The organism is Eubacterium uniforme, assembly GCF_900167115.1.
GTDB classification, from domain to species: domain Bacteria; phylum Bacillota; class Clostridia; order Lachnospirales; family Lachnospiraceae; genus Eubacterium_S; species Eubacterium_S uniforme.
This window is the reverse complement of record NZ_FUXZ01000006.1, coordinates 81,117-103,718: the sequence shown is the minus strand read 5'-3', so window position 1 is coordinate 103,718 and position 22,602 is coordinate 81,117. Positions and strand designations below refer to the sequence as shown.

Here is a 22,602-nt window from a genome sequence, read left to right as displayed (position 1 = left end):
GCCATAATTTTAGTAAATATTTATTGGAGTAAAACAATGGCTTATAGTGAGTTGGTTAAGAATTTTAATAGAATAAGGGAATACATGCGAGAGTTCTACGTTTATGGTTTTAAGAGCCGTGATGAGTATATAAATAAGAGTAGCAGAACTTATGATGATGAAAAGCGTAGAATGGAGAGCATACTTGGAGATTACATGCAGTTTAGAACATCTGCTGAAGGTAAGAATATTTTCTTGTCGATAGATAGTAGGATTTCAGAGCATAATCCTCTTTATAAGGCGTGGAAAACAAAGAGCTTTACGGATGGCGATATTACACTGCATTTTATTGTGATGGACATTTTTAAGGAAGCAGAAGGTGCTCTTACCATGAATGAAATCATGGAGAATATTGATGATTACCTTTGTGAGTTTGAAAATCCGAGAACATATGATGAATCGACAGTTCGAAAAAAGTTAAAAGAATATGTTAGTATCGGATTGCTACTAACTAAGAAAGAAGGAAGAACGGTTCTTTATGAACTAGCCGAAGATGCGGAGGTTTATGATGCTGACATTCTAAATTTCTTTTCAGAGATTATGCCTGTTGGAGTTATAGGTTCATTTATTCTTGATAAGGATGAAGAACAAGAGCAGATATTTAGATTTAAGCATCACTACATAACTGGTTCGCTTGATAGCGAGATTATGTGTAATTTATTCATGGCTATCAGGGATCAGAAAGAGTGCACTATTGAGTTGATTAATAGGAATGGCGATAATATTGGAAAGAAAGAAGTTGTTCCATTAAAGGTTTTAATTAGTGCAGCTACTGGAAGACAGTATGTACTTGTGTATATCGAAGACATAAAGAGGATACAGACATATAGACTTGATTCTATTGTGTCCGTAAAAATTGGAAAAGTTGTTGAAAACTTTGAAGAATATAAGAGCAAGTTAGATGGCATGCTTCCTAATATGTGGGGCGTTAGTACCCAGAGTTTCGATGGTAATCGAATGGAACATGTTGAGTTTACTATTAAGTTTGAAGATGATGAAGAGTATATATTTAATAGATTAGAAAGAGAAAAAAGATGTGGTAATGTTGAAAGAATAGATAATAATACTGCAAAGTTTTCCTGTGATGTTTTTGATTCATCAGAACTTGTTCCATGGATTAGAACATTTATCTGTAGAATTACAGACATTAAGTTTTCAAACAGGAATATAGAAAAAAGATTTCTAAAGGATTTAGAGTGGATGTATGAACAATATGATATATAAGGATGGAAAGATAAATGATTTTTAGTGAGTTATATGGTGCATATTATAATGCAGTAGCAAATATCATAAAAGAAGCACTAGATCATCCTGTTAAAAGTGCGGATATAAGAAGAATAGTTGAAAAGCATGCATACCTTGAAAGTGCACTTAATATTGAGCCTGCACTTCTTGAGGAAAAGTGGCAGCTCCTTAAAAAGGATGGAACAACCATTATTGAAAATGATCCAACCATGCCTCTAACAATTATTCAAAAAAGATTTTTGAAGGCTATTTCAATGGATAAGAGAATTAGGTTGTTCACTGATAAAGTTATTGATTATGATGTAGAACCACTTTTTACAGAGGATGATTACATTGTATTTGACAAGTATTTAGATGGCGATGACTTTGAGGATGAAAACTACATTAAGAATTTTAGAACGATTCTTGATGCAATTCATAATCAGTATTTAATTGAGATTAATACGATTAATCGTAAGGGTAATCCACTTAAGCAGATTATGGTTCCAAAGTATCTTGAATTTTCAGAAAAGGATGATAAGTTCAGGGTTTATGGAAATGGCAGAAGGGGCAGAGTCGTAGCAAATGTCGGTAAAATCATAAGCTGCAAAAAGTATGATGGCGAGTATGAAGTGACTGATAAAGAGATTGTGAATGATAAGTCGGAAGTTATCTTTGAACTTGAAGATAAGAGAAAGGCACTTGATAGAGTTTTACTTCATTTTGCTCACTTTGAAAAGGAAGTTGAAAAAATAGATACAGATAAGTATAGAGTTAAGATAGTTTATAATACTGAAGATGAAACAGAGATGGTTATCAGAATTCTTTCATATGGTCCGATGATTAAGGTTGTTGAGCCTGCACGATTTGTTTTTCTTATTAAGGAAAGACTGATAAGACAAAGGAATTTGATGAAGAAATAATGTAGACAAAATCAAAGAAGGATAAAATAACGAAGATAGAATTAAATAATAATAGAATGAAAATTTTTGCCTTCCTTACTGAAAACAGTAAGGAGGGTATTTTCATATCTTAAATACATCGTAATCTTATTAAATTCTTCGCAACTTTTTTTCCGTGATTAAATTTTAGGAGTTTGTTATCATAAGGCCATAAGATTTGACAGCTAGTTACATTTACTGCTTGTTGGTGTCGTCGGTTCGAATCCGACCAGGTGCAATGCATCTGTAGCTCAGTTGGTAGAGCACAGGAATAATGTGATAATACGTTAAGTCAAATATAGCTAGTCGGGCTTACTTCTAGAGTCCAATATGTTAGGTTACATAGTCCGACAATTACATATTATTTGGAGGGAAACATGAATACTTTATTTATTGATTACTTATTTACAAAAAGAATTTTAGTTAATACTAATGAAAATCAGAATACAAACGAAGATACAAGATTTGAAGCAATGGTTGCACTTGGCCATCTCTTCGGAATTAAGATTGTTTCAGGTATGGAATTAGTTTCAAAGGAAATGATTGAAGATGCTTCAAGAAATCTTGGAGTGGATGTACCAAAGCCATTTTATAGAGGCTTTCCAAAAAGCGTAAGAAAACTTACAAAGCAGAGACTCTTATTTGATCAGATGTTACATTACTTAAAGACATATGGCTTGGGTGATTTTAGTGAAACTGATCATTCAAGATTTGAAGAAGATTATGAGAGAGTGGCATTTGCTGAAGATGTGAAAATCAAAGAGTTTAAGGTTGTAGGTGAAAAGGAAGCTTATGCTTTACTTGGAGAATACGTTGATAATATGCTTGCAGGTACAAGACCACTTAACGATGTTCAGTTTAGCGTTGTGCTTGCTTATATTACTGAAGTTAATGCTGATGTTGAGAGAATTGCATCTAAGAATACATGCGTTAAGTTATTGCTTAACACACGTGATTATAGACTCGCTAAATTCCTTAATTTATCAGATGTTGTAAAACTTGTTGATGAATTAAATTTTGAAGTTTATAAAAATACAAATATTAAGAAGTTAAATTTAAAGAATGTTGATAGAAAATTTATAACTAATGTTATTGATGAGATTATAGCAAATGGCAACTGCGACATTGTAAACTGTTATGAAAAGAAAAAGATTTTCAATGGTTTACTTCATCACATTCATTATGTTCCAAAGACTGAGGATGCAAAGGAATTTGTTGATTGCATGAGAAATGCTGGTAACAATTCTGTGTACTCAAGATTTGAAAAAATGATGGATGAAGGGGACATTAAGAGTGCTGTTGATGTATTGAAGAATGGTAAGGGTAGCGGTGCTATTCTTAGAAATCTTAATTACATTATAAGTAGATGTCAGAATAAGGAAGATGTTGTATATACTCTTGAAAACCTTGATAGCAGAAATGGTTTGGTATTATTGCAGCTTTTATTTAAGTATGTAAATAAGAGTGTGGATGAACTTAATATGAGAAGAGTATTCAAATTTACTAAGTTCAACCTTATGAAGGTTCATAAAGAAACAGAAAATGAATATGCTAAGAGAAAAAGTTTCATTGATGAAGAGAATGCCCGAATCATAGTTTCATATATAGAAAAATTACTTAAAGAAAAGTTTGAAAATAAACTTGGAAAAGTATATATTGATTCAAATATGAAAAACTATGCTTTGCCAATTTCTGAGGCTACTTCAAATTTAGGTTTCGGTGTTCTTACAAGAGGTTCAAGAATAAGTATTGGAAACAGTAAGGTAGTTAGAGCTTTTACATACTGGGAAAAGGTTCATGATATTGACCTTTCAGTTATAGGTTTTGATGAAAATGGTAATGCTACAGAGTTCTCATGGAGAACAATGTGGAATAATCAGTCAGATGCCATAACATACTCAGGAGATGAAACTAGTGGCTACAATGGTGGTTCTGAATACTTTGACATAAACATTAATGCAATGAAGAAATTATATCCAAACATGAGATATATGGTATTCTGCGATAATGTTTTTAGTAACAAGAATTTCTCTAAGTGTTTCTGCAAGGCTGGTTTCATGCAGAGGGACGAAGTGAATTCTGGTGAGATCTATGAACCAAAGACTGTTGAGTCATCATTTCTTATAGATTGCGATAGCAGATTTGCGTACCTTTTTGGAATTGATTTATTAACTAGAGAATTAATCTGGCTTAATATGTCAAGATCAAGTCAGTCTGCAGTTGCTGGAGCGAATGATAATACTTTTATTCTTGAGGCATTTAGAATTACTGATGTCATGAATATGGATAAGTTCTTTAGAATGCTTGCAGCAGAAGTTGTATATAATATTGAGGATGCCGATGTTATTGTAACTGATAAAAAATCTATTTATGTTGATAGTAGCAAAACGATTATAAGAGAGTACGATCATGAAAAAATGATTGCTCTTATGAATGAATAAGAATGTGCAAAAATCTATAAGATGATAATGTAGATTTATCGTCGCAAAGTATATATGATTTTATATACACTTTGCGGCGATTTTTTAGCCATTGCAGGTTGTATATAATAAATACGCTTTGTGGTGGCTTTTTTTATTATAAGAATTTTTAGATAAAGCTTATATAATCGTGGACTTTAGGAAACTAAAAAAAATATTTAGTATTATTTTAGATAAAGGATTTCATATGATTTATAGTATGATATACTGATTAATGAGGTAATTATTTTCCGCATAAGCCATTAAAATATATGGAAGAATCTTGATAGGAGTATAGGGGTTATGGGAAAGTAAAATAATTAATTATTAGGAGGTTTTATGAAAATTAAAAAATTAATGGCAACGGCATTAGCATGTGTTATGACATTAGAATTAGGTGTTGTTAATGATGTAAAAGTTCATGCGGATCCAGTTAAAGTGGCACCTGCTATGAAAATTGTTGCAACACAACCTGCACATGGAAATAAGCCTATTTATAATGGTTATTTTTCTGTTGAAGGAATTGAAGAAGGAGATAAAACATTTGATGGCGCATATTATGTAGATGATAAGGAAACAAAGTGGTATACGTATAAAGGAAACTCAAATGTTGATACAACTAGTATTACTGGATGGAATGTTTCTGATTGGAGAGAAATGACTGAAACTGAAACATTTATTAAGGGTAAAATCTATGCTTCATATGTAAGAGTTGAGTCAAATGCAGGATTTGAAGTTCCAAGTGAAGATGAATACTATTGTACTAACAAGTTTGGTCGTATCTTAGATATTACTTTTTGGAATGATTATGAAGCAGTAGGTATGACAACAGTATATAAATGTGGATCAGCAGTAACAGGTATTTATCTAAATGTTGCAAAGGAACCAGTAGTTGGGAAAACAGCTGGAGAATTAAGTAAATTTTATTTTGATTCAGATCCTGCAGGTGCATTTAAAAAAGATATTTTAGATACTCTTACAGATAGTTCACTAGGAACAGATTCTGATGATTCAATTTGGGAAGTATCTGAAGATGGTAAAGAATATAGAACAATGCTTTGTGGAGAAAAATTTGAATATGGAAAGTATTATAGATATAATCCACTTTTCTTCTTTATGGCAGTATTGATACCAACGGCATTTTTTGACGATGTGGCCGATGAAAATGTAGTAACTAATTTTTCTGAAAATGTAGTGTTATATGTAAATAATGTTCCTTTAGATAAAGATTCTGAAGATTATTTAGTTATGGATTTTGGCCAGTTAAAAGGCACTATTTCTAAGGTTGAAATGAAAGTTAAGGAACCAGTTGCAGGTGAAAAACCAGACTATTCATTAGAATTTGTTGGTGAAGATAAGGATAAATTAGAAGGTTTACTTTTACCTGGTTGGACAAGATCAGTTGAATGGTATGCATATAATGAGACAACTAAAAAATATGATACGAAGATGAAGGAAACTGATACATTTGAAGAAGGTAAACAGTATCAAGTTATAACTTCATATACAGGTAAAAAAGGTTGCGAAATCAAGTCAGGAGCTAAATATTTCATTAATGGAGAGGAAGTAAAATATGATGCAACAGTAGCAATGTTTGGTGTTGCTCGTGTATTTACTGCTAAAAAGAAAGAAGCTCCTAAAACTGAAGTAAAGAAGGATGAAGTTAAGGTTCCTGAAGTAGGTGCAGTTATTTCTGATGGCAAGTGCAGTTATAAGGTTATAACTAAAGCTTCAGCAAATACTCCAGGCGAAGTTGAAATTAGCGAAATCAAAAACAAGAATGCAAAATCAGTTGTCATTTCTGATACAGTTGCTATTGATGGTTTAACATATAAAGTTACATCAATTAAGGCAAAAGCATTCATGAATAACAAGAAACTTAAGAAGGTTGTTATTGGTAAGAATGTTAAGAAGATTGGTGCTAAGGCATTCTTTGGATGTACAAGTCTTAAGAGTGTAAACATTAAATCAAAGATTCTTAAAAAAGTTGGTAAGAAAGCTTTCTACAGAAAGAAGGGAAAGAAGATAACATTCACTGTTCCTAAGAAGAAAAAGAAAGCTTATAAGAAACTTTTAAAGGGTGCAAAGACTAATAAGTATAAAGTAAAATAATAAAAAAATTTCGTCGCAAAGTTATATGTTATATATACTTTGCGGCGTTTTTTATTTAGCGTAAAGTTATATAAAACTTTTACAATATATTAAATGGTGGTATAATGGGCTAGTATTTATTATAGACTAAAATTTTTACTAGGAGGTAGAAAATTGAAAAAAATTATGTCGGTGCTTTTAGCACTTGTGATGATTGTGGAACTTGGTTTTGTAGGTGGAACAGAAGCTTATGCAAAGGGCAATTCAAAAAAGGGAGCTATGTTAAAAAACATATACTTTGAATATCCAAAGAATCCAGTTGCTGGAAAAACTGCAGGAGAACTTAGTGATGTTACTATTACTTCTGACCCAGCAGGAGCATTCAGTGCTACATTCATTGCAGAATTAGAAAAGCAATTGGAAGAATTAAAGAAGGCTAAAGAGTATTCAGCTTGGATGGTTTCAAATGACGGTAAAAAATATACTGTTATGAAACCGGATGAAAAATTTGAAAATGGTAAATATTATGGTTATAATCCAAATATTGTTATTGTTGTTGTTTATTCCATGGTTTTAGATTTTAAGGCAACATGTAATACTAAAGTTGTAGCTGGTTATAATGATGATGCGGCTATATATATTAATGGTTGCTTTATGGATGAGGATTTGATTTTTTCAACTGTTCCTCTAGGAAAACTTGAAGAAGGCAAGGTTTTTGACAATAGCGATTTATTTACAAATGTTGCTGAAGTAGGTTCTACTATTACAGATGGCAAGTATGTATACAAGGTTAAAACAAAAGCTGCTTACAACAAGGTTGGCGAAGTAGAAGTAGTTAAAGCTAAAAAGAAATTTAAGACTATGGATATTGCTGAAACAGTGAAGTTTGGAGGCATTAACTATTCTGTTAACTCAATTGGAGCAAATGCTTTTAAAAACAATAAGAAACTTAGAAAAGTTACTATTAATTCGTATATTAAAACAATTGGTGCTAAGTCATTTTATGGATGTAAGAAGCTTACTAAGGTTGTAATAAAGTCTGATGTACTTACTAAAATTGGTAAGAAGGCATTTGCTACTAAGGGTAAGAAGATTAAATTTACAATTTCAAGTGATAATAAGAAAGCATACAAAAAACTTATTAGAAAATCTGGATTAAAGAAATTCAGTATTTAAGGAAATTTCCAAAAAACATTTAAAGTTTTAATCGTCACAGACGAAGTGTTAAACGCTTTGTTTGTGGCGATTTTTGTTTGTCTAAATTTATGCCTAAATAAATTTATTTAAAAAAATTTAGATTTCCTATGTGACCATTTAGTAAGTTGGTGTGTATTTATAGTGAAGAGGTTAAGGGATACAAAAAAGATTTTATTTAATTTATTTAAATAAATACATGGAAAAATTTGGAACTAGGAAAAGAGCGTTCCTTTTTACGTCGATTGCCGCAGGGGAAGCGCTTTGGCGTGGACTTTGTGGCGATTAATGTAAAAGAAAAAACTAGTAGAAATTGCATAGAGAAAGGAGAAAAGTTAAGAAAAGAAAAATAAGGAGAAAAAGAATTAAAAAAGAGGATTGAATTAGTGTAGAAAAAGAGAAAAAAGCAAAAGAAAATATTAAGAGGAAAAGAAAGGAAAAAGGAAAAATGAGAATTAAAAAAATTAGTACTATGTTCGCAGTTGCGACATTTGGATTATTAATCGGAACAGGAGTTAACAAGGTAGCAGTTAATGCGGCTGATCTTGTAGAAAGAACACCGGTAATTGAATACCAGGATGCAGAGACGGGAGAGAACAAGGTACGTTTTATTAAGAATGGTCATGTTGATGGAGCAACATGGGATGCAAAGACCAAAACTTTAACACTTGATAATTACGAAAACAGAGGAGACATATACTTAGATTATTATAATAAAAAAGATTATAAGAAATACTCTAAGAAACAAGTTAAGAAAGATAAGAAGAATCATTTAAAGGATGTTATTACAGTAAAAGTAAAAGGTAAGTGTAAGTTTGGCGCAGAAATCCATAGTGATTGTAGAATGATTATTGAAGGTGTAGATAAAAAAGCTAAGCTTGTTGCAAACCAAAAGGTTACAAAAGAAAAAAATAATAGTGAATCATGCTGGGTAAATGCTAATAAGATGACTGTAAAGAATATTCAGGTTGAAGATTTTTATTTTGGAGCAAATACAATTACATTTAAAAATGTAAAAGTAGATAGAATGCTTAAACCATACGTGAATGATAAAAATGAAATTTATTATGAGTATTTTGCTAGTGCAAATAAATCAATCGAAATTAATAATTGCGATATGAATATTAGATATGCAACTCCTACAAAAAACCAGTTGAAATCTAATGATGCTTTTACTTCACCAGCTTTTTGGGCACCTAAATTCACTCTTCGAGATTCAGATATTGAATTCTATGGTCGTGAAGCATTTAAGGTTGTTGCAGTTGAACCTTTCTATGGCGCACCAATTAATAAATGTGTACAGGAAAGAACACATATTGGATATAAAGTGGGACAGTACATACATGAAGGAAAGGATATTTATATAATTACAGGAACAAGAAGTAACGGCAGCGTTAAATATAATGGAAATTCAGAGAGTAATAATAGCGAAGCACCAACAGATAAGATCGTAGTCTTTGGATATACTTTTAAGGTTAAATAAAGAATAAAATTTGAGTGATAATCTTTAAATGCCAATCGTCACGGGTAAAGTGCATTAGCATGAACCTGTGACGATTTATGCATAAAAAAATACAAAAGGAAAGGAGAAAAAATAAGAAAAATAAGGGGAGAAAAAAGAAGACGAAAGGAATAAAAAAATGAAAATTTTAAAAATGAGTGCAGTGCTTGCAGTAACAGCAGTAGCTTGCAGCATGATGGTTGGAACTGGAGAAAAAAGTACGAGTGTTAGTGCTTCAGATGGAGTGATTAAGAGGAGACCTGTTATTGAATCTATTGATGAAAAAACTGGCAAACAGAAAATCCAATATATGGATACAGGTTATTTCCGTGGTGTAACTTGGAATGAAGAAAACAAGGTATTAACTTTAGAAAACTTTGATACCGTAGGCGATATTCATCTTGATTATTTCGATGAGTCAAAATACTCAGAGGAAGAAATAAAAAATGAGCGTCACTCTCACCTCACTAGTGAAATTACAGTTAAGGTTAAGGGCGATTTAAAACTTGGTACAAATATGTATTGTGACTGTATTTTAAATATCGAAGGTGATGGAGCAAATGCAAGAATGTGTACAAATTCATATATAGCTAAGAGAAATGCTAATCGTGAATCTTGTAAGATAAACGCACTTGTTAGTGAAAAAATTAAGAATATAAAGCTTAACAATGTATGTTTTGAATCTATTGATATTACATTTGATAATGTTGTAGTTGATAAAACATTCCGTCCGGAAATTTATGATCTTGATAAGAATGGTAGTCTTGATGAACGTAATTATGAAGAATTTGCTATAGCATCTTCACAGGTTAGAATTTTGAATAGTAATATGGCTATGAAATATAGTGGTGCAACTAAATCTCAGTTAAAATTTCCTGATGAAGAATATTCATATTGTTTTAAGGCTAATAGAATGATAGTTAGTAATTCAACTGTTGATTTTACAGGAAATGAAGCATTTAAGAAAACTAAGATTATAGGAATTGATGGAAGAAATCGTTTTGCTAATGTTAATTCAAATATAAATTATAAACTTGGTCAGTATGCAATTGATAAAGAACACATTTATAGAATTACAAATATTGGCGATAATAATGAAGTTGAGTATGTAGAGAATATTAAAGAAAATGCTAGTACTCCAAAGAGTGGTGAGAAGGTATTTCTTTTAGGTTATTATTTCAATATTCGATAGAAATTATACAACTCCAAATTTAGGAAAGATCAACATGGGCGAAACCTTGTGTTGGTCTTTCTGCTTTTATGAATGAAAAACTAATTTAGATTTTTGTTGATTGAAGATTTAATTTGTTAATTTATTAATATGTGACTTTTGGCAAAGTGTAATTGTGTATATAGTGTAGAGATAAAAAAGATAATAATCTATTATAAAAAGGATTATTGTTAAATATATGAAAATAGAAAGGAAAAAGTATGAGATTTAAAAAGATGTGTGCAACTCTTGCGGTATTAGCATGTGGATTAATGATTGGAAATGTTATTACTTGGGCTGAGGAAGTAGCTCAGAACACAACTGTAGATTATTCAGATCTTGGTGTAAGAAGACCGAGAATTTATAATGATTCAAAAGATGTTTATCTTGATACGGGTAAAGTAAAAGGAGCATCATGGAATGCAGATAAAAAGGAATTGACACTTGACAATTTTAAAGGTAAAGGTCATTTGTGTTTGGATTATTATGATGCGAAAAATTATGATTATGAAAAAAATAAAGATAAATATGCAGCTGAACAACAAGCACATAAAAGTGAGACAATAACCCTTGTTGTTAAAGGAGATTGTACTATTGATGGTTATATTGATTGTAGATGTAATTTGAAAATTACTGGTGGTGGAAGTCTTTCGGTTTTAGAAGAAAGTGAAAACTCTAAGAGATATGAGTATGAGCCAGGTTGGTATACCATAAGTACTGGAGAATTTATGGATGAAGAGGATAAGCTTTCTGATTGTGGTGATATCGAAGTATCAAATGTAACAATTAAAGCTGCTATTTTTTATGGCAAAAACATTAAGTTTGATAATGCTAAAGTAAATAGAAAGTTTAGATTAGCAACAATGACATTAGCAGAAGGCACTGATTGTTTCTATGCACCATTTGCTGTATGTGAAACAATATCTGTAAATAATTGTAAAATGAATTTTAGATATGAAGAACCTGCGAAGAATCAGATGAATTATTCTCTTTATGATCAATATTGTTTTAATGCACAGAAGATTATTATTACTGATTCAACAATTAAGTTTAAGGGTAAGGAAAAAGCTTATATGACTTATCCTTCAATGCCATTTGGTGAAATTGAGCTTTCAGCCATTCAGGTTAAAAATAGTAAGATTGGATTTAGAAAAGGTCAGTGCTTTTTAAAGGACGACTATATTTATAGATTTAGTAAGGTAAATAATGGTAAGATTTCAGAAGCAAGTATTCATAAAGTTTATAATGATGGTAAAAAGAAATATATTATTGATAAAACAATTAAAGCTTTTGGAAAGAAATTCAAGATAGTTGGTATTGATAGTAGCTCATTTGATAGTTGTAGAAAAATGAAGACTGTAATAATTAAGGGTAAGAGCATAAGAAGAATTGGAAAGAATGCATTTGTAAGATATCCAGAAGTTAAGAAGTCTATTACATTCAAAGTACCAAAGGCTAAAAAGAAGTTATATACAAGTTTTATTAAGAAGGCAGGAACTAAGAAGTTTGTAGTTAAGTAAGATGAAAATGAAGATGCAGCTTTTAAAAGGTTGATAGGCCTTATTAATTGAATATAAAAAAATACACCAGCGCGAGATTGCTCCCGCGTTGGTGTATTTTTTTTAGGATTATCATGTATAAATTGTGCTGTTGTGAAGGTTTCATGTTTTGCCTTCACATATGGTATACACATAAGGATGGAAAAGTGTGACAAAGTGGTTTTTTGAAAAGACTACTTATGAAAATATTTCATAACCTAAATCTTCCTATTTATCTGTAAGAAACAAGTAAAATGTGGTAAAATATATCTATGTGAGGGTATGGGTAATAGCTAAAAAAATAAAGCTAAATAATTATAAAAATAATCAACAGGGAGAAGACAATGCATGAGGTAGAGGCAAAAGGAATTCTTATAAATAATGGTGGTTTTACGGGAATGAATATTTATCGCGGCTGTACTCACGGCTGCATATACTGCGATAGCAGGAGCACCTGCTACCAGTTCACACATCCATTCACCGACATAGAAGTCAAAAAGAACGCGCCACAGCTTCTTGAGAAGGCTCTTAGGAGCAAGCGCAAGAAGTGCATGATAGGCACAGGTGCGATGTCGGATCCATACATGCATTGCGAAGAAGAACTTGGACTCACGAGAGCATGTCTTGAAATAATCAAGAAGTACGAATTCGGATTAGCAATCCAAACAAAATCAGATAGAATACTTAGGGACATTGACCTACTTGCTGAAATCAATAATCGCAGCAAATGCGTCGTCCAACTGACAATAACCACAATCGACGAAGACCTATGTAAAATTGTCGAGCCTAATGTCTGCACAACAAAAAGAAGATTTGAAGTATTAGAAGAGATGCAAAAACGAGGTATTCCAACTATAGTTTGGCTTACACCTATTTTGCCATACATCAATAATACAGAGGAGAATGTTACAGGCATTATAGATAAGTGCATAGAACTTGGTGTGAAAGGAATAATAGGCTATGACTTTGGATTAACACTAAGAGAAGGCGACAGAGAGTATTATTATGAAGCCCTTGATAAGCACTTTCCAGGGCTAAAGCAAAAGTACATAAAAGAATATGGAAATGCATATCACATCGAAAGTCCAAATGGCAAGGAACTTAGAAAGTTATTTAGAGATAAATGTAAAGAAGCTGGATTACTCATGGATAATCAGTGTTTTGAGTACATGAATGAGTATCCGGAGAAGTATGAACAACTTAGTTTGTTTGAGTTATGAGTTGATAAAAAATAAATAATAAGGAGCGCATATGGATAGTTTAAAGAAATATAGAATCCTCTGCTTTGGGGATTCACTTACATGGGGATTTGACCCAAAAGAGAAAATTAGGATGTCTGATGAAAATAGGTACACAGCCAATTTGCAGCAAATGCTTGGAGATAAGTATATGGTAATCGAAGAAGGCCAGAACGGTAGAACTATTGCAACGGATGATCCGGCAGAAGGTGAGAAGAATGGACTTAAGTACATTGTGCCTTGTATGGAGACACATAATCCAATAGATTTGATAACAGTTATGCTTGGAAGCAATGACCTTAAGAAGAAGTTTGGTTATTCATCTATGGATATAGCAGGCGAGATGCAGATTATGCTTGAAAAGATTCAGACATATAACACATTCAGGATGAATGGTCGTATGAAGGTTTTACTTATTGCACCACCAGCAGTTGCAAAGTCAGCGCTTGATCCATGGTTATCAGAGTGCTTTGATTTGGAGAATGCATCAAGGGTTGCCCGCGAATTACCTGACTGGTATAAGCAGTTATCAGAGATGTACAATCTAGAATTTTTAGATGCCAACGAAGTTGCTAGAGTAAGTGAAATCGACGGAATCCACATGGATGGCGAAAACCAGAGAAAACTTGCTAAAGCAATATACGATAAAGTATGCGAATTACGGGCTAAATAAAGAAAATAGCAAAAAGCTCCGTGAAATGGCTTGAAATATAGGAAAACTCGGAAATGAAGGTTTACATAAAAATAACTTTCCTTCAAAAAAGTGTATCAAAACCATCAACTTTCGTTCAAAAAAATGTCATTTCGAGATGATTTTCGTTCAAAAAAGTGTATCATTTTCTTGATTTTCGTTCAAAAAAGTGTATACTTTAAAATAGGAGGTGACTTGAATGGAAAGAAAAATAATGGAAGATTTATGTTCTTGGAAAAATAAAAAGAGCCGTAAACCCCTTATTTTACAAGGCGCAAGACAGGTTGGTAAAACCTGGATTATGAAGGAATTTGGAAAAAGATATTATAAAAATATAGCATATATCAACTTGGATGAAAATGAGCAGATGAAAAAATCTTTTGATGTTGATTTTGATGTTAAAAGAATAATTGAAGATATAACTATAGTTTCTGGCGAGAAAATTGAACCAGAAGAAACACTAATAATAATAGATGAAGTACAAGAATCCCCGAAGGCTATAACTGCGTTAAAATATTTCTGTGAAAATGCAAGTGAATATCACATTATAGTAGCGGGGTCTTTTTTAGGTGTTGCAATGCACAAAGGGATATCTTATCCCGTTGGAAAAGTAAATATATTAACGATGTATCCATTATCATATTATGAATTCTTATTAGCTTGTGGAGAAGATGATTTAGCCAAGTATGTTAATAAGGCTGAAAATAATAAAAATCAGGTATTTAGAGAAAAATATATAAGATATTTAAAATTGTATTATTATGTTGGTGGTATGCCAGAGGCAGTAAGTTGCTACGTGGATGATAAGGATATAAATGAAGTACGAAATATACAAAAAGAGATAGTTAGTCTTTATGAAAAAGATTTTAGTAAGCATATAGATAATAAAAGTGAACTTGAAAGAACTAGAATGGTATGGGATTCTATTCCTTTACAACTTGCAAAAGAAAATAAGAAATTTTTCTTTGGTCAGATAAAAAAAGGAGCAAGATCAGCTCAATATGAGGTTTCAATACAGTGGCTTATAGATTGTGGTTTGTGTTATAAAGTACATATGGTTAATAAACCAGCAATGCCACTAAAATCATATAAGGAACCTCAAGCATATAAGTTATTTATGATAGATGTTGGCCTTCTTGGCGCCATGTCAGATTTGGATATAAATAGCATACTAGGAGATGATGAGTTATTTGTTGAGTTTAAGGGTGCACTTACGGAACAATATGTTTTGCAGCAAATAATTTCAACAACTGAGATGGTACCATGCTATTATTCAAATACAAATTCACGAAATGAAATAGACTTTTTAATGCAGATAAAATCTGATATTGTACCGATAGAGGTTAAAGCAGAAGAAAACTTGAAATCAAAAAGTTTAAAAGCATATATAGATAAATATGATCCTAAATATGCTATTAGATTTTCAATGAAAGATTATATTAAGCAGGAAGTTATTATAAATATTCCACTTTGGAATATTAGTGCAATAGGAGAAATATAAAAGAGAAACAGGATGTGACTAAATAATAGCTGAAAGTCCTAATGGCAAGGAACTTAGAAAGATATTTAGAGAGAAATGTATATTATTGGAGATATTGAAAAAATGAGTAATGAGAACAATAAATCAGAAATAATTATTTATAACACGGAAGATGGTAAATGCAAAGTGGATGTAAGGCTTGAAGAGGATACAGTATGGCTGACTCAGGAGCAAATGTCCGAATTATTTCAAAAAGCTAAATCTACAATCAATGAGCATATTCAGAATATCTATACTGATGGGGAATTAATGCGTGAGAACACATTGAGAAAATTCGGAATTTCCGAATTTTCTACTAAGCCAACCAATTATTATAATTTGGATATGATTATATCTGTTGGGTATAGAGTGAAATCACAAAGGGGTGTTCAATTTAGAATATGGGCAAGTTCAATTCTTAAGGAATATCTCAAAAAGGGTTTTGCAATAGATGATGAACGTCTAAAAAAACTTGGAGGTGGTGGATACTTTAAAGAGTTGCTGGAAAGAATTAGAGATATTCGTGCTTCTGAAAAAGTATTCTATCGACAAATATTGGAGATATATGCAACTAGTATCGATTATGACCCTAAAGTTGAAGAATCTATAATCTTCTTTAAAAAGGTTCAGAACAAGATTCATTATGCAGTTTCTGGTGAGACTGCAGCAGAAGTAATTTATAGCAGGGCAGATGCTGAAAAAGAATTCATGGGATTGACTACATTTTCTGGTAATCAACCAACTTTATCAGAAGCAAAAATCGCTAAAAATTATTTATCAGAAAAAGAACTACGTGCTATGGGGCAAATTGTCTCAGGGTATTTAGATTTTGCAGAACGTCAAGCCGAAAGGGAGATACCGATGACAATGTCTGATTGGTCTAAACATTTGGATGGTATATTAACATCAACAGGTGAGCAGTTGCTGGTTGGCAATGGAACAATTTCACATGCGCAAGCAATGAAAAAAGCTGAGAATGAGTATAAAAAGTATAAACAAAAAACTCTTAGTGATGTAGAGAAGGATTATTTCAACAGCATTGAAGAAATTAGTGCTAAATATATTAGGAAGTAGATGTAAGCGGAATATTGATAGGATTCTGATATATGATCCAAGGCATATTGAGATTCAGTGGAAACATTAAAACCTAGAGTAATAAAAAAATATATAAGGGAAAAACACATGATTAAATTAATAACAGACAAGGAACAGAAGAAAGTAATAGCTAGGTCTATCCTAGAAAGTTTAACAGAATGGTTTGAAGTAGAGGAATCAAGAGAACAGTATATAGCAGAGAGCCCTGATAGGATAATGGTTGCAGCAGAAGAAGATGGCAAAATCGTGGGCTTTTTAAACTTGAAAGAAACTGGCAAGGAAACAGTGGAACTTGCAGTTATGGGAGTTCTAAAAGAGTATCACAGAAGTGGGCTTGGAAGACAGCTAGTTGAAGAAGCTAAGAAAATAGCGAAGGAAAAAGGCTATGAATTCATGCAGGTTAAAACAGTAGAGATGGGCATGTATGAAGACTACGATATAACTAATAGATTCTACATAAGTTGTGGCTTTAAGGAGTTTGAAGTGATTAGACACTACTGGGATGAAGCTAATCCATGCCAGATATATGTGATGGGATTATAAGGAAGTTGTGAGAGCATTTGCTCCACATCGAAAGAAAAAAGGGGTAACGTATGGCACAGATTCTAGATAATGACAAGAAGTCGGCAGAACTATCTTGTCTTAAAAAGACAATAGAATACATCCAGACCAAGTCCAACCAGAGAGTGGCAAAGTACATAAACTCGGTTATTCCAGTGGGCGAAATCATGGATAATGTTGTGCTTGATGAAGTGCCGGACTTTATAGTAAATACAAGCAAGGGGATATATGCAATAGAACATTTCAAAACAGATTTCTGCAATAATGGCGATAAGAACAATCAGTCCATAAGCCAGTTATCGCAAAAAGAAATGTGGGACATATATTATAAATATCATGATGAAGAAGAAGCAATAAAAGACTCGGACATAGAACCCGCAACAGAAGATGTTAAAAACTTCATCAATAAACTTAACACTACAGCAAATGCTTTCGAATACAAGAGATTTGTTGAAGGCTTCAAAAAGCCATACGCTAAGCACTATGCCAAAGTGGATGCATATCGTGAAAACAAACACCTACAGGGCAAGGATGTAAAGTTTGGCTTCTTAATAGAATTCCAATGCCAGACATTAGGCATTAGAGCTAAGAAGCACAACATGATAAAGTTCTTTAGGCATTCGGGGAACATACAATTTCCACTAACAAAACCGATAGTGGAAGCATTTGCTGCAGCAAATGCCCTCGATTTCATAATATTAGCTCAGTATGAGGAAGGCTTCATGACAGAATCCAAATCCGTCCTCCTATTCGAACCAGCTAATATAGAAGAATCAATACGAAAACAGCATTTGAAAGTATATGATAGCGTGTACTTCCCGAAGGGAAGAATATGGTAAGTGAAGTTAGTAGCGAAGTGGTACTAAGTAATGATATGATTCTAGGTGGTATTCGCTTTATGGTGAAATAATTGTAGAAGGTATGTTGGAGTATGGAAATAAAAGACAATATAGATAATGAAAATGATAATAAGATTATATGGAAATCACATTATGAATGTGATTATAAAGATGTATATATAAAAATGAACTGTATTTATGATAAAACAGTTATGAGAGCAAAAAAATACGTAAGATGTAAAGGGAAAAATGGAAAAATAATAGTTTTTCCAATATATAAATGTGAAAAATGTGGTAGATTATATACATTTAATTATATGTATTCTGAAGGGCAAAAAATAAGGATAGATGAAATAGTTTATATAAATTTATTACCTCAAAAAAATAGTACAGATTATGAAAACGTGGATAGTATTAAAGTTCAAAAAATAAAAGATGCAAATTTTTATATTTATTGGAAAAAAATAAATGCATGTAAAAATGAAAATTGTAATAATAATAGATTATTAGAATCAATTTATGCTCATTATATGTTGAAAAATGGCGACATAGTTGCATATAAAACAAAGAGATGTAGAAAATGTGAACTGTACTATCTAAAATATAGTTTATTTAGAAATTTAGATTTTCAGTATAACATCATTAATGAAGAAAAAATTAAAATATTTGAAGATAGACAAGAAAAGAGTACGAAAAACAAAGAAGAAAAAGAAAAACAAAAAATAAGAGAGCAACAAGAAAAGAAAAAACAAATTGATAAAGAAATAGAAGAATACAGGAAAAAATATGAAAAGATAAAAGAAAAAAATAGTCAAAAGAAAAAAGATAGTAATCAGAAAAGGGAAGATGTAAATAAAAAAAAGAAGAATAAAAAAGGAAAGAATGATTGGCTTGAAAAAGCTAGACAAACAAGTTTAGTAGAACCTGATTATTATTTGAAACAAGAAAAAATGCGCAATAGAAAAACGGCTGATGAAATTCCGATTATAAATTATAGGGATTTTGTTGTTAGAAGTAATATTTTTAAATGCATACATAATAATCATACGATTATGGATATTATTGCTAGTATATCTATTATAGACAAAGATGACAAAGAACGTGTTGTAAAAGTAAATGCTGGATATTGTCAAGAGTGTGGTACATACTTTATCTTAGAAAGTACATATAAATATTTGAAACGATTAGGTATAATTCTTTGTCGAATAAGTGATGAGAAAAACTATTTAGGTGGAACAAATGGAAAAGATATGAAACTTGCTAGTGAATCTATATTAATGCAGTATGGATATAATGTTAATCAGGAAAAGGGACTTTCTGAATTGAATAGGCATAAAATATTGGCTGTATTAATAGATAGACATATCATGAGCAAAAATGAGATTATAAGTTATATTGATTTCTTTATAAATCAAAGAAAGTCTAATTCTAAATTCCAAGTGGCTATTGGAAAATGGGAAGCAGATAGAAGTTTCGTTGAAGAATATAAAGTTGGAAAGTATAAAGAAATAGGCGTATTAGGATTGCGTCGATAATATTTGAATATATCTGAATTTTGATGCTAGGAATATTATCGAAGTAAAGTAGAAATAATAGATGGAGAAAAGTATTATGGAGAAAAATAAAACAAAATATGCTCCAGGAATGAGAATCATTGTTCGTGGTGAAGAATGGATGGTTAAAAAAGTTGAGACAAATAGTTTAGGAAATCAAACTTTATATGTTATAGGTTTGTCTCAGCTTGTAAAGGATTATGAGTCAATGTTTCTTGTGGATATAGAAGATGATATAGAGATTGTTGATCCGGCTAAGGTTACTCTTGTGCCGGATGATTCTGCTTTTTTTAGAAAATCTAAGGTATATATAGAAAGTCAGTGGAGAGGAAAAATTCCAACTGATAATAAGATTCATATTGGGAACAAAGCTGCAATGGATTTAATGGCTTATCAGCTTGAACCAGCGCAGCAGGCATTAAACAAAACTAGACAGAGAATTCTTATCGCAGATACTGTTGGTCTTGGTAAGACATTAGAAGCAGGAATTCTTATGTCAGAGCTTATTGCACGAGGTAAGGGCAAGAGAATACTTGTCGTAACAGTAAAGAGTATGATGACACAGTTTCAAAAAGAAATGTGGAATCGCTTTACTATTCCACTAGTACGATTAGATTCAGCGAGAATACAAAGTGTAAGAGCAAAGCTTCCAACGAATTATAATCCTTTTTTTTATTATGATAAAACTATTATTTCAGTAGATACGTTAAAAAATGATCTTGATTATCGTACTCACCTTGAGAATGCATGGTGGGATATTATTGTTATTGATGAAGCACATAATGTTGCAAAAAGAGGAGATAGAGGATCTCAAAGAAGTAAGCTTGCTTCTCTTCTTGCTAATCGTTCCGATACTCTTATTATGCTTACAGCTACTCCTCATGATGGTAAGGGACAATCGGTAGCATCACTTATGAATATGTTAGATCCTACGGCAATAGCAGATGAGGAAAATTATACAAAAGACGATATTGAAGGACTTTTGATTAGACGTTTTAAAAAAGATATCCAAGATCAAGTATCAGGTGCCTTCAAAGAACGTGTGATAACAATAGAACGATGTGCAGCATCAGCATGTGAAGAAGCTGCATATGATATTTTTGCAAATATGAAACTTCAAATGGATGAATCTAGGACTAAAGGTAAAGGAATTCTTTTTAAAACTAGTCTTGAAAAATCATTATTTTCTTCTCCAGCAGCATGTATTAAAAGTATAGATGCAAGAATAAGAAAACTTGAAAAGAAATATCCAGAGAGTGATATGCCAGATATTGCAGTATTAACAGAGTTAAAAGATGCTTTAGAATTAATTAGTCCAACTGATTTTTCAAGATATGCTAAATTGTTGGAACTTTTGAATAGTAATGAATATGGATGGTCTCCATCAAAGAATAATGATCGTCTCGTTATTTTTACTGAGCGAATTGAAACTATGCGATACCTTGCAGAAAATCTTAAGAAAGACCTTAAATTAAAGGATAAACAGCTTGAAGTAATGCATGGTGGGATGAGTGATAAAGAACTTCAAAGAATAGTTGACGAATTTGGTAGAGCTGAGTCGCCTATTCGTATTATTGTTGCATCCGATGTGGCTTCCGAAGGTATAAATTTACATTATCTGTCGCATAGACTAATTCATTTTGATATTCCTTGGTCTCTTATGGTATTCCAGCAGAGAAATGGTCGTGTAGATAGATATGGTCAGACTGAACAACCAGATATCAGATATATGCTTATTGATAGTGATAATCCTAAAATTAAGGGCGATGCTCGTATCATGGAAATCCTCGTAAAGAAAGAGGAGCAGGCTCTTAAAAATATTGGAGATCCTGCAATGTTATTTGGTAAATATAATCAGGAGGAAGAGGAAGAAGAAACTGCAAAAGCTATTGAAAGTGGTGTCGGAGCAGAAGCTTTTGAAAAACAACTTGATTCTGATGAAGAGGAATTTGACCCATTGGAATTTTTAATGGGCCTTGGTGATGAGAAAGAAGTTAAAGTTGAATATAGTGATGAAGAAACTTTGTTTTCCGATATTGAGTATTTAAAGAATGCATTAGATATTTTTACTGATACAGAGGAAATTAGATATGCTGATTTATCGGGAACTCAAGGAGTGGAAATAAAACTTACGGATAATGTGAAAAAGCGTATTAAAAAGCTTATTCCACCGGAAGCTATGCCGTCAGATGATTATTTAAGATTATCTCCAGATAGGGAGTATTGCTTAAATGATATGAAGCGTTGTATGCAGAATGATTTGGCTGAAGTGGCATGGCCTGCAACTCAGTATTTATGGAAACTTCATCCCGTTTTTAATTGGATAGAGGATAAAGCTGGAGTTTTTTATAAAAGAAGTGAAGTACCAGTCATAGGTTTAACAAATAGTATAGATGCAGAGGAAATGTTGTTTATTGTAGCAGGTCTTATACCAAATAGAAAATCAACAACAGTTGTTGATGAATGGTTTGGTGTGCTTTATAAAAATAATCAGTTTGATAGTATACTTACGATGAGTGAGGTGTTACAAAAAACTCATTTGAATGTAAAAGTGGCAAATACTCAAGAAGTGTCTGATGAACAACTATCAAGGGGACAGAGTCTTCTTGAGGATGTAGTAAAACGTGCTCAAATGATTATGAGTGAGAAGTGTAAGGAATACAAAGAAAAGGTAGATCCATATATTTATGAAGAAATGGAAAGATTAGAGCAACTAGAACAAAGACATAAAGCTGCTCAACTCACGGTTTTTGATTTAGGAGTTACTGGAATGGAACGTAAAAAATCAGAGAAAGAACGAGAAATAGAAGCAATCTTTACAAATTTTATGGATTGGGAAAGGGATACTCTTGAAATTGAAGAGAATCCATACATTAGGATTATTGCTGTTGTAGCAGGAGTGAAATAAT

General features: G+C 32.0%; 16 protein-coding genes. All 16 read left to right on the top strand.

The genetic code is table 11. The features are described from left to right. Window positions 1-36 precede the first annotated feature (36 nt). A complete protein-coding gene (locus tag B5D16_RS05550; protein ID WP_078765986.1) occupies window positions 37-1,263 on the top strand; it encodes a WYL domain-containing protein in 1,227 nt (408 codons plus the stop codon). Window positions 1,264-1,277: 14 nt separating this feature from the next. Further along, window positions 1,278-2,186, top strand: a complete 909-nt coding sequence (locus tag B5D16_RS05545) for a WYL domain-containing protein (RefSeq protein WP_078765985.1) — start codon at window positions 1,278-1,280, stop codon at window positions 2,184-2,186. A 395-nt stretch (window positions 2,187-2,581) separates the two neighbouring features. Continuing rightward, complete coding sequence (locus B5D16_RS05540; protein ID WP_078765984.1) at window positions 2,582-4,645, top strand: hypothetical protein; 2,064 nt, start codon at window positions 2,582-2,584, stop codon at window positions 4,643-4,645. Between the two features lie 357 nt (window positions 4,646-5,002). Then, window positions 5,003-6,775 carry a leucine-rich repeat domain-containing protein gene (locus B5D16_RS05535; protein WP_078765983.1) on the top strand — a complete coding sequence of 591 codons (1,773 nt, stop codon included), beginning with the start codon at window positions 5,003-5,005 and terminating at the stop codon, window positions 6,773-6,775. 153 nt (window positions 6,776-6,928) lie between these two features. Then, window positions 6,929-7,930 (top strand): leucine-rich repeat protein, encoded by a 1,002-nt coding sequence (locus tag B5D16_RS05530; RefSeq protein ID WP_078765982.1) that lies wholly within the window; start codon window positions 6,929-6,931, stop codon window positions 7,928-7,930. Window positions 7,931-8,396: 466 nt separating this feature from the next. Next, on the top strand, window positions 8,397-9,431 hold the full coding sequence (locus B5D16_RS05525; protein ID WP_078765981.1) for a hypothetical protein: 1,035 nt from the start codon (window positions 8,397-8,399) through the stop codon (window positions 9,429-9,431). A gap of 157 nt (window positions 9,432-9,588) precedes the next feature. Then, the gene (locus tag B5D16_RS05520; protein ID WP_078765980.1) at window positions 9,589-10,641 is read left to right on the top strand and encodes a hypothetical protein; all 1,053 of its coding nucleotides are present in this window, start codon (window positions 9,589-9,591) and stop codon (window positions 10,639-10,641) included. Between the two features lie 239 nt (window positions 10,642-10,880). Next, window positions 10,881-12,179 (top strand): hypothetical protein, encoded by a 1,299-nt coding sequence (locus tag B5D16_RS05515; RefSeq protein ID WP_078765979.1) that lies wholly within the window; start codon window positions 10,881-10,883, stop codon window positions 12,177-12,179. Between the two features lie 362 nt (window positions 12,180-12,541). Beyond that, window positions 12,542-13,417, top strand: coding sequence for an SPL family radical SAM protein (locus tag B5D16_RS05510; protein WP_078765978.1), 876 nt, complete (start codon window positions 12,542-12,544; stop codon window positions 13,415-13,417). A 31-nt stretch (window positions 13,418-13,448) separates the two neighbouring features. Further along, window positions 13,449-14,108, top strand: a complete 660-nt coding sequence (locus B5D16_RS05505; RefSeq protein WP_078765977.1) for a GDSL-type esterase/lipase family protein — start codon at window positions 13,449-13,451, stop codon at window positions 14,106-14,108. Window positions 14,109-14,325: 217 nt separating this feature from the next. Then, window positions 14,326-15,627 (top strand): ATP-binding protein, encoded by a 1,302-nt coding sequence (locus B5D16_RS05500; protein WP_078765976.1) that lies wholly within the window; start codon window positions 14,326-14,328, stop codon window positions 15,625-15,627. A 75-nt stretch (window positions 15,628-15,702) separates the two neighbouring features. Beyond that, window positions 15,703-16,719, top strand: coding sequence for a virulence RhuM family protein (gene rhuM / locus B5D16_RS05495; protein WP_078765975.1), 1,017 nt, complete (start codon window positions 15,703-15,705; stop codon window positions 16,717-16,719). A 57-nt stretch (window positions 16,720-16,776) separates the two neighbouring features. Continuing rightward, a complete protein-coding gene (locus B5D16_RS05490; protein WP_242942995.1) occupies window positions 16,777-17,283 on the top strand; it encodes a GNAT family N-acetyltransferase in 507 nt (168 codons plus the stop codon). A gap of 50 nt (window positions 17,284-17,333) precedes the next feature. Further along, entirely contained in the window at window positions 17,334-18,140 is an 807-nt protein-coding gene (locus B5D16_RS05485) for a hypothetical protein (protein ID WP_078765973.1), read from the top strand. Window positions 18,141-18,352: 212 nt separating this feature from the next. Next, window positions 18,353-19,675, top strand: coding sequence for a hypothetical protein (locus B5D16_RS12370; RefSeq protein WP_143405049.1), 1,323 nt, complete (start codon window positions 18,353-18,355; stop codon window positions 19,673-19,675). A 76-nt stretch (window positions 19,676-19,751) separates the two neighbouring features. Further along, window positions 19,752-22,601 carry a DEAD/DEAH box helicase gene (locus B5D16_RS05470; RefSeq protein ID WP_078765971.1) on the top strand — a complete coding sequence of 950 codons (2,850 nt, stop codon included), beginning with the start codon at window positions 19,752-19,754 and terminating at the stop codon, window positions 22,599-22,601. Window position 22,602 lies beyond the last annotated feature (1 nt).

Excerpts from the sequence above, each read along its gene's own strand:
- B5D16_RS05550 (WP_078765986.1), top strand. The coding sequence starts at position 37 with ATGGCTTATAGTGAGTTGGTTAAGAATTTTAATAGAATAAGGGAATAC.
- B5D16_RS05545 (WP_078765985.1), top strand. The coding sequence starts at position 1,278 with ATGATTTTTAGTGAGTTATATGGTGCATATTATAATGCAGTAGCAAAT.
- B5D16_RS05540 (WP_078765984.1), top strand. The coding sequence starts at position 2,582 with ATGAATACTTTATTTATTGATTACTTATTTACAAAAAGAATTTTAGTT.
- B5D16_RS05535 (WP_078765983.1), top strand. The coding sequence starts at position 5,003 with ATGAAAATTAAAAAATTAATGGCAACGGCATTAGCATGTGTTATGACA.
- B5D16_RS05525 (WP_078765981.1), top strand. The coding sequence starts at position 8,397 with ATGAGAATTAAAAAAATTAGTACTATGTTCGCAGTTGCGACATTTGGA.
- B5D16_RS05520 (WP_078765980.1), top strand. The coding sequence starts at position 9,589 with ATGAAAATTTTAAAAATGAGTGCAGTGCTTGCAGTAACAGCAGTAGCT.
- B5D16_RS05515 (WP_078765979.1), top strand. The coding sequence starts at position 10,881 with ATGAGATTTAAAAAGATGTGTGCAACTCTTGCGGTATTAGCATGTGGA.
- B5D16_RS05510 (WP_078765978.1), top strand. The coding sequence starts at position 12,542 with ATGCATGAGGTAGAGGCAAAAGGAATTCTTATAAATAATGGTGGTTTT.
- B5D16_RS05505 (WP_078765977.1), top strand. The coding sequence starts at position 13,449 with ATGGATAGTTTAAAGAAATATAGAATCCTCTGCTTTGGGGATTCACTT.
- B5D16_RS05500 (WP_078765976.1), top strand. The coding sequence starts at position 14,326 with ATGGAAAGAAAAATAATGGAAGATTTATGTTCTTGGAAAAATAAAAAG.
- rhuM (WP_078765975.1), top strand. The coding sequence starts at position 15,703 with ATGTATATTATTGGAGATATTGAAAAAATGAGTAATGAGAACAATAAA.
- B5D16_RS05485 (WP_078765973.1), top strand. The coding sequence starts at position 17,334 with ATGGCACAGATTCTAGATAATGACAAGAAGTCGGCAGAACTATCTTGT.
- B5D16_RS12370 (WP_143405049.1), top strand. The coding sequence starts at position 18,353 with ATGAGAGCAAAAAAATACGTAAGATGTAAAGGGAAAAATGGAAAAATA.
- B5D16_RS05470 (WP_078765971.1), top strand. The coding sequence starts at position 19,752 with ATGGAGAAAAATAAAACAAAATATGCTCCAGGAATGAGAATCATTGTT.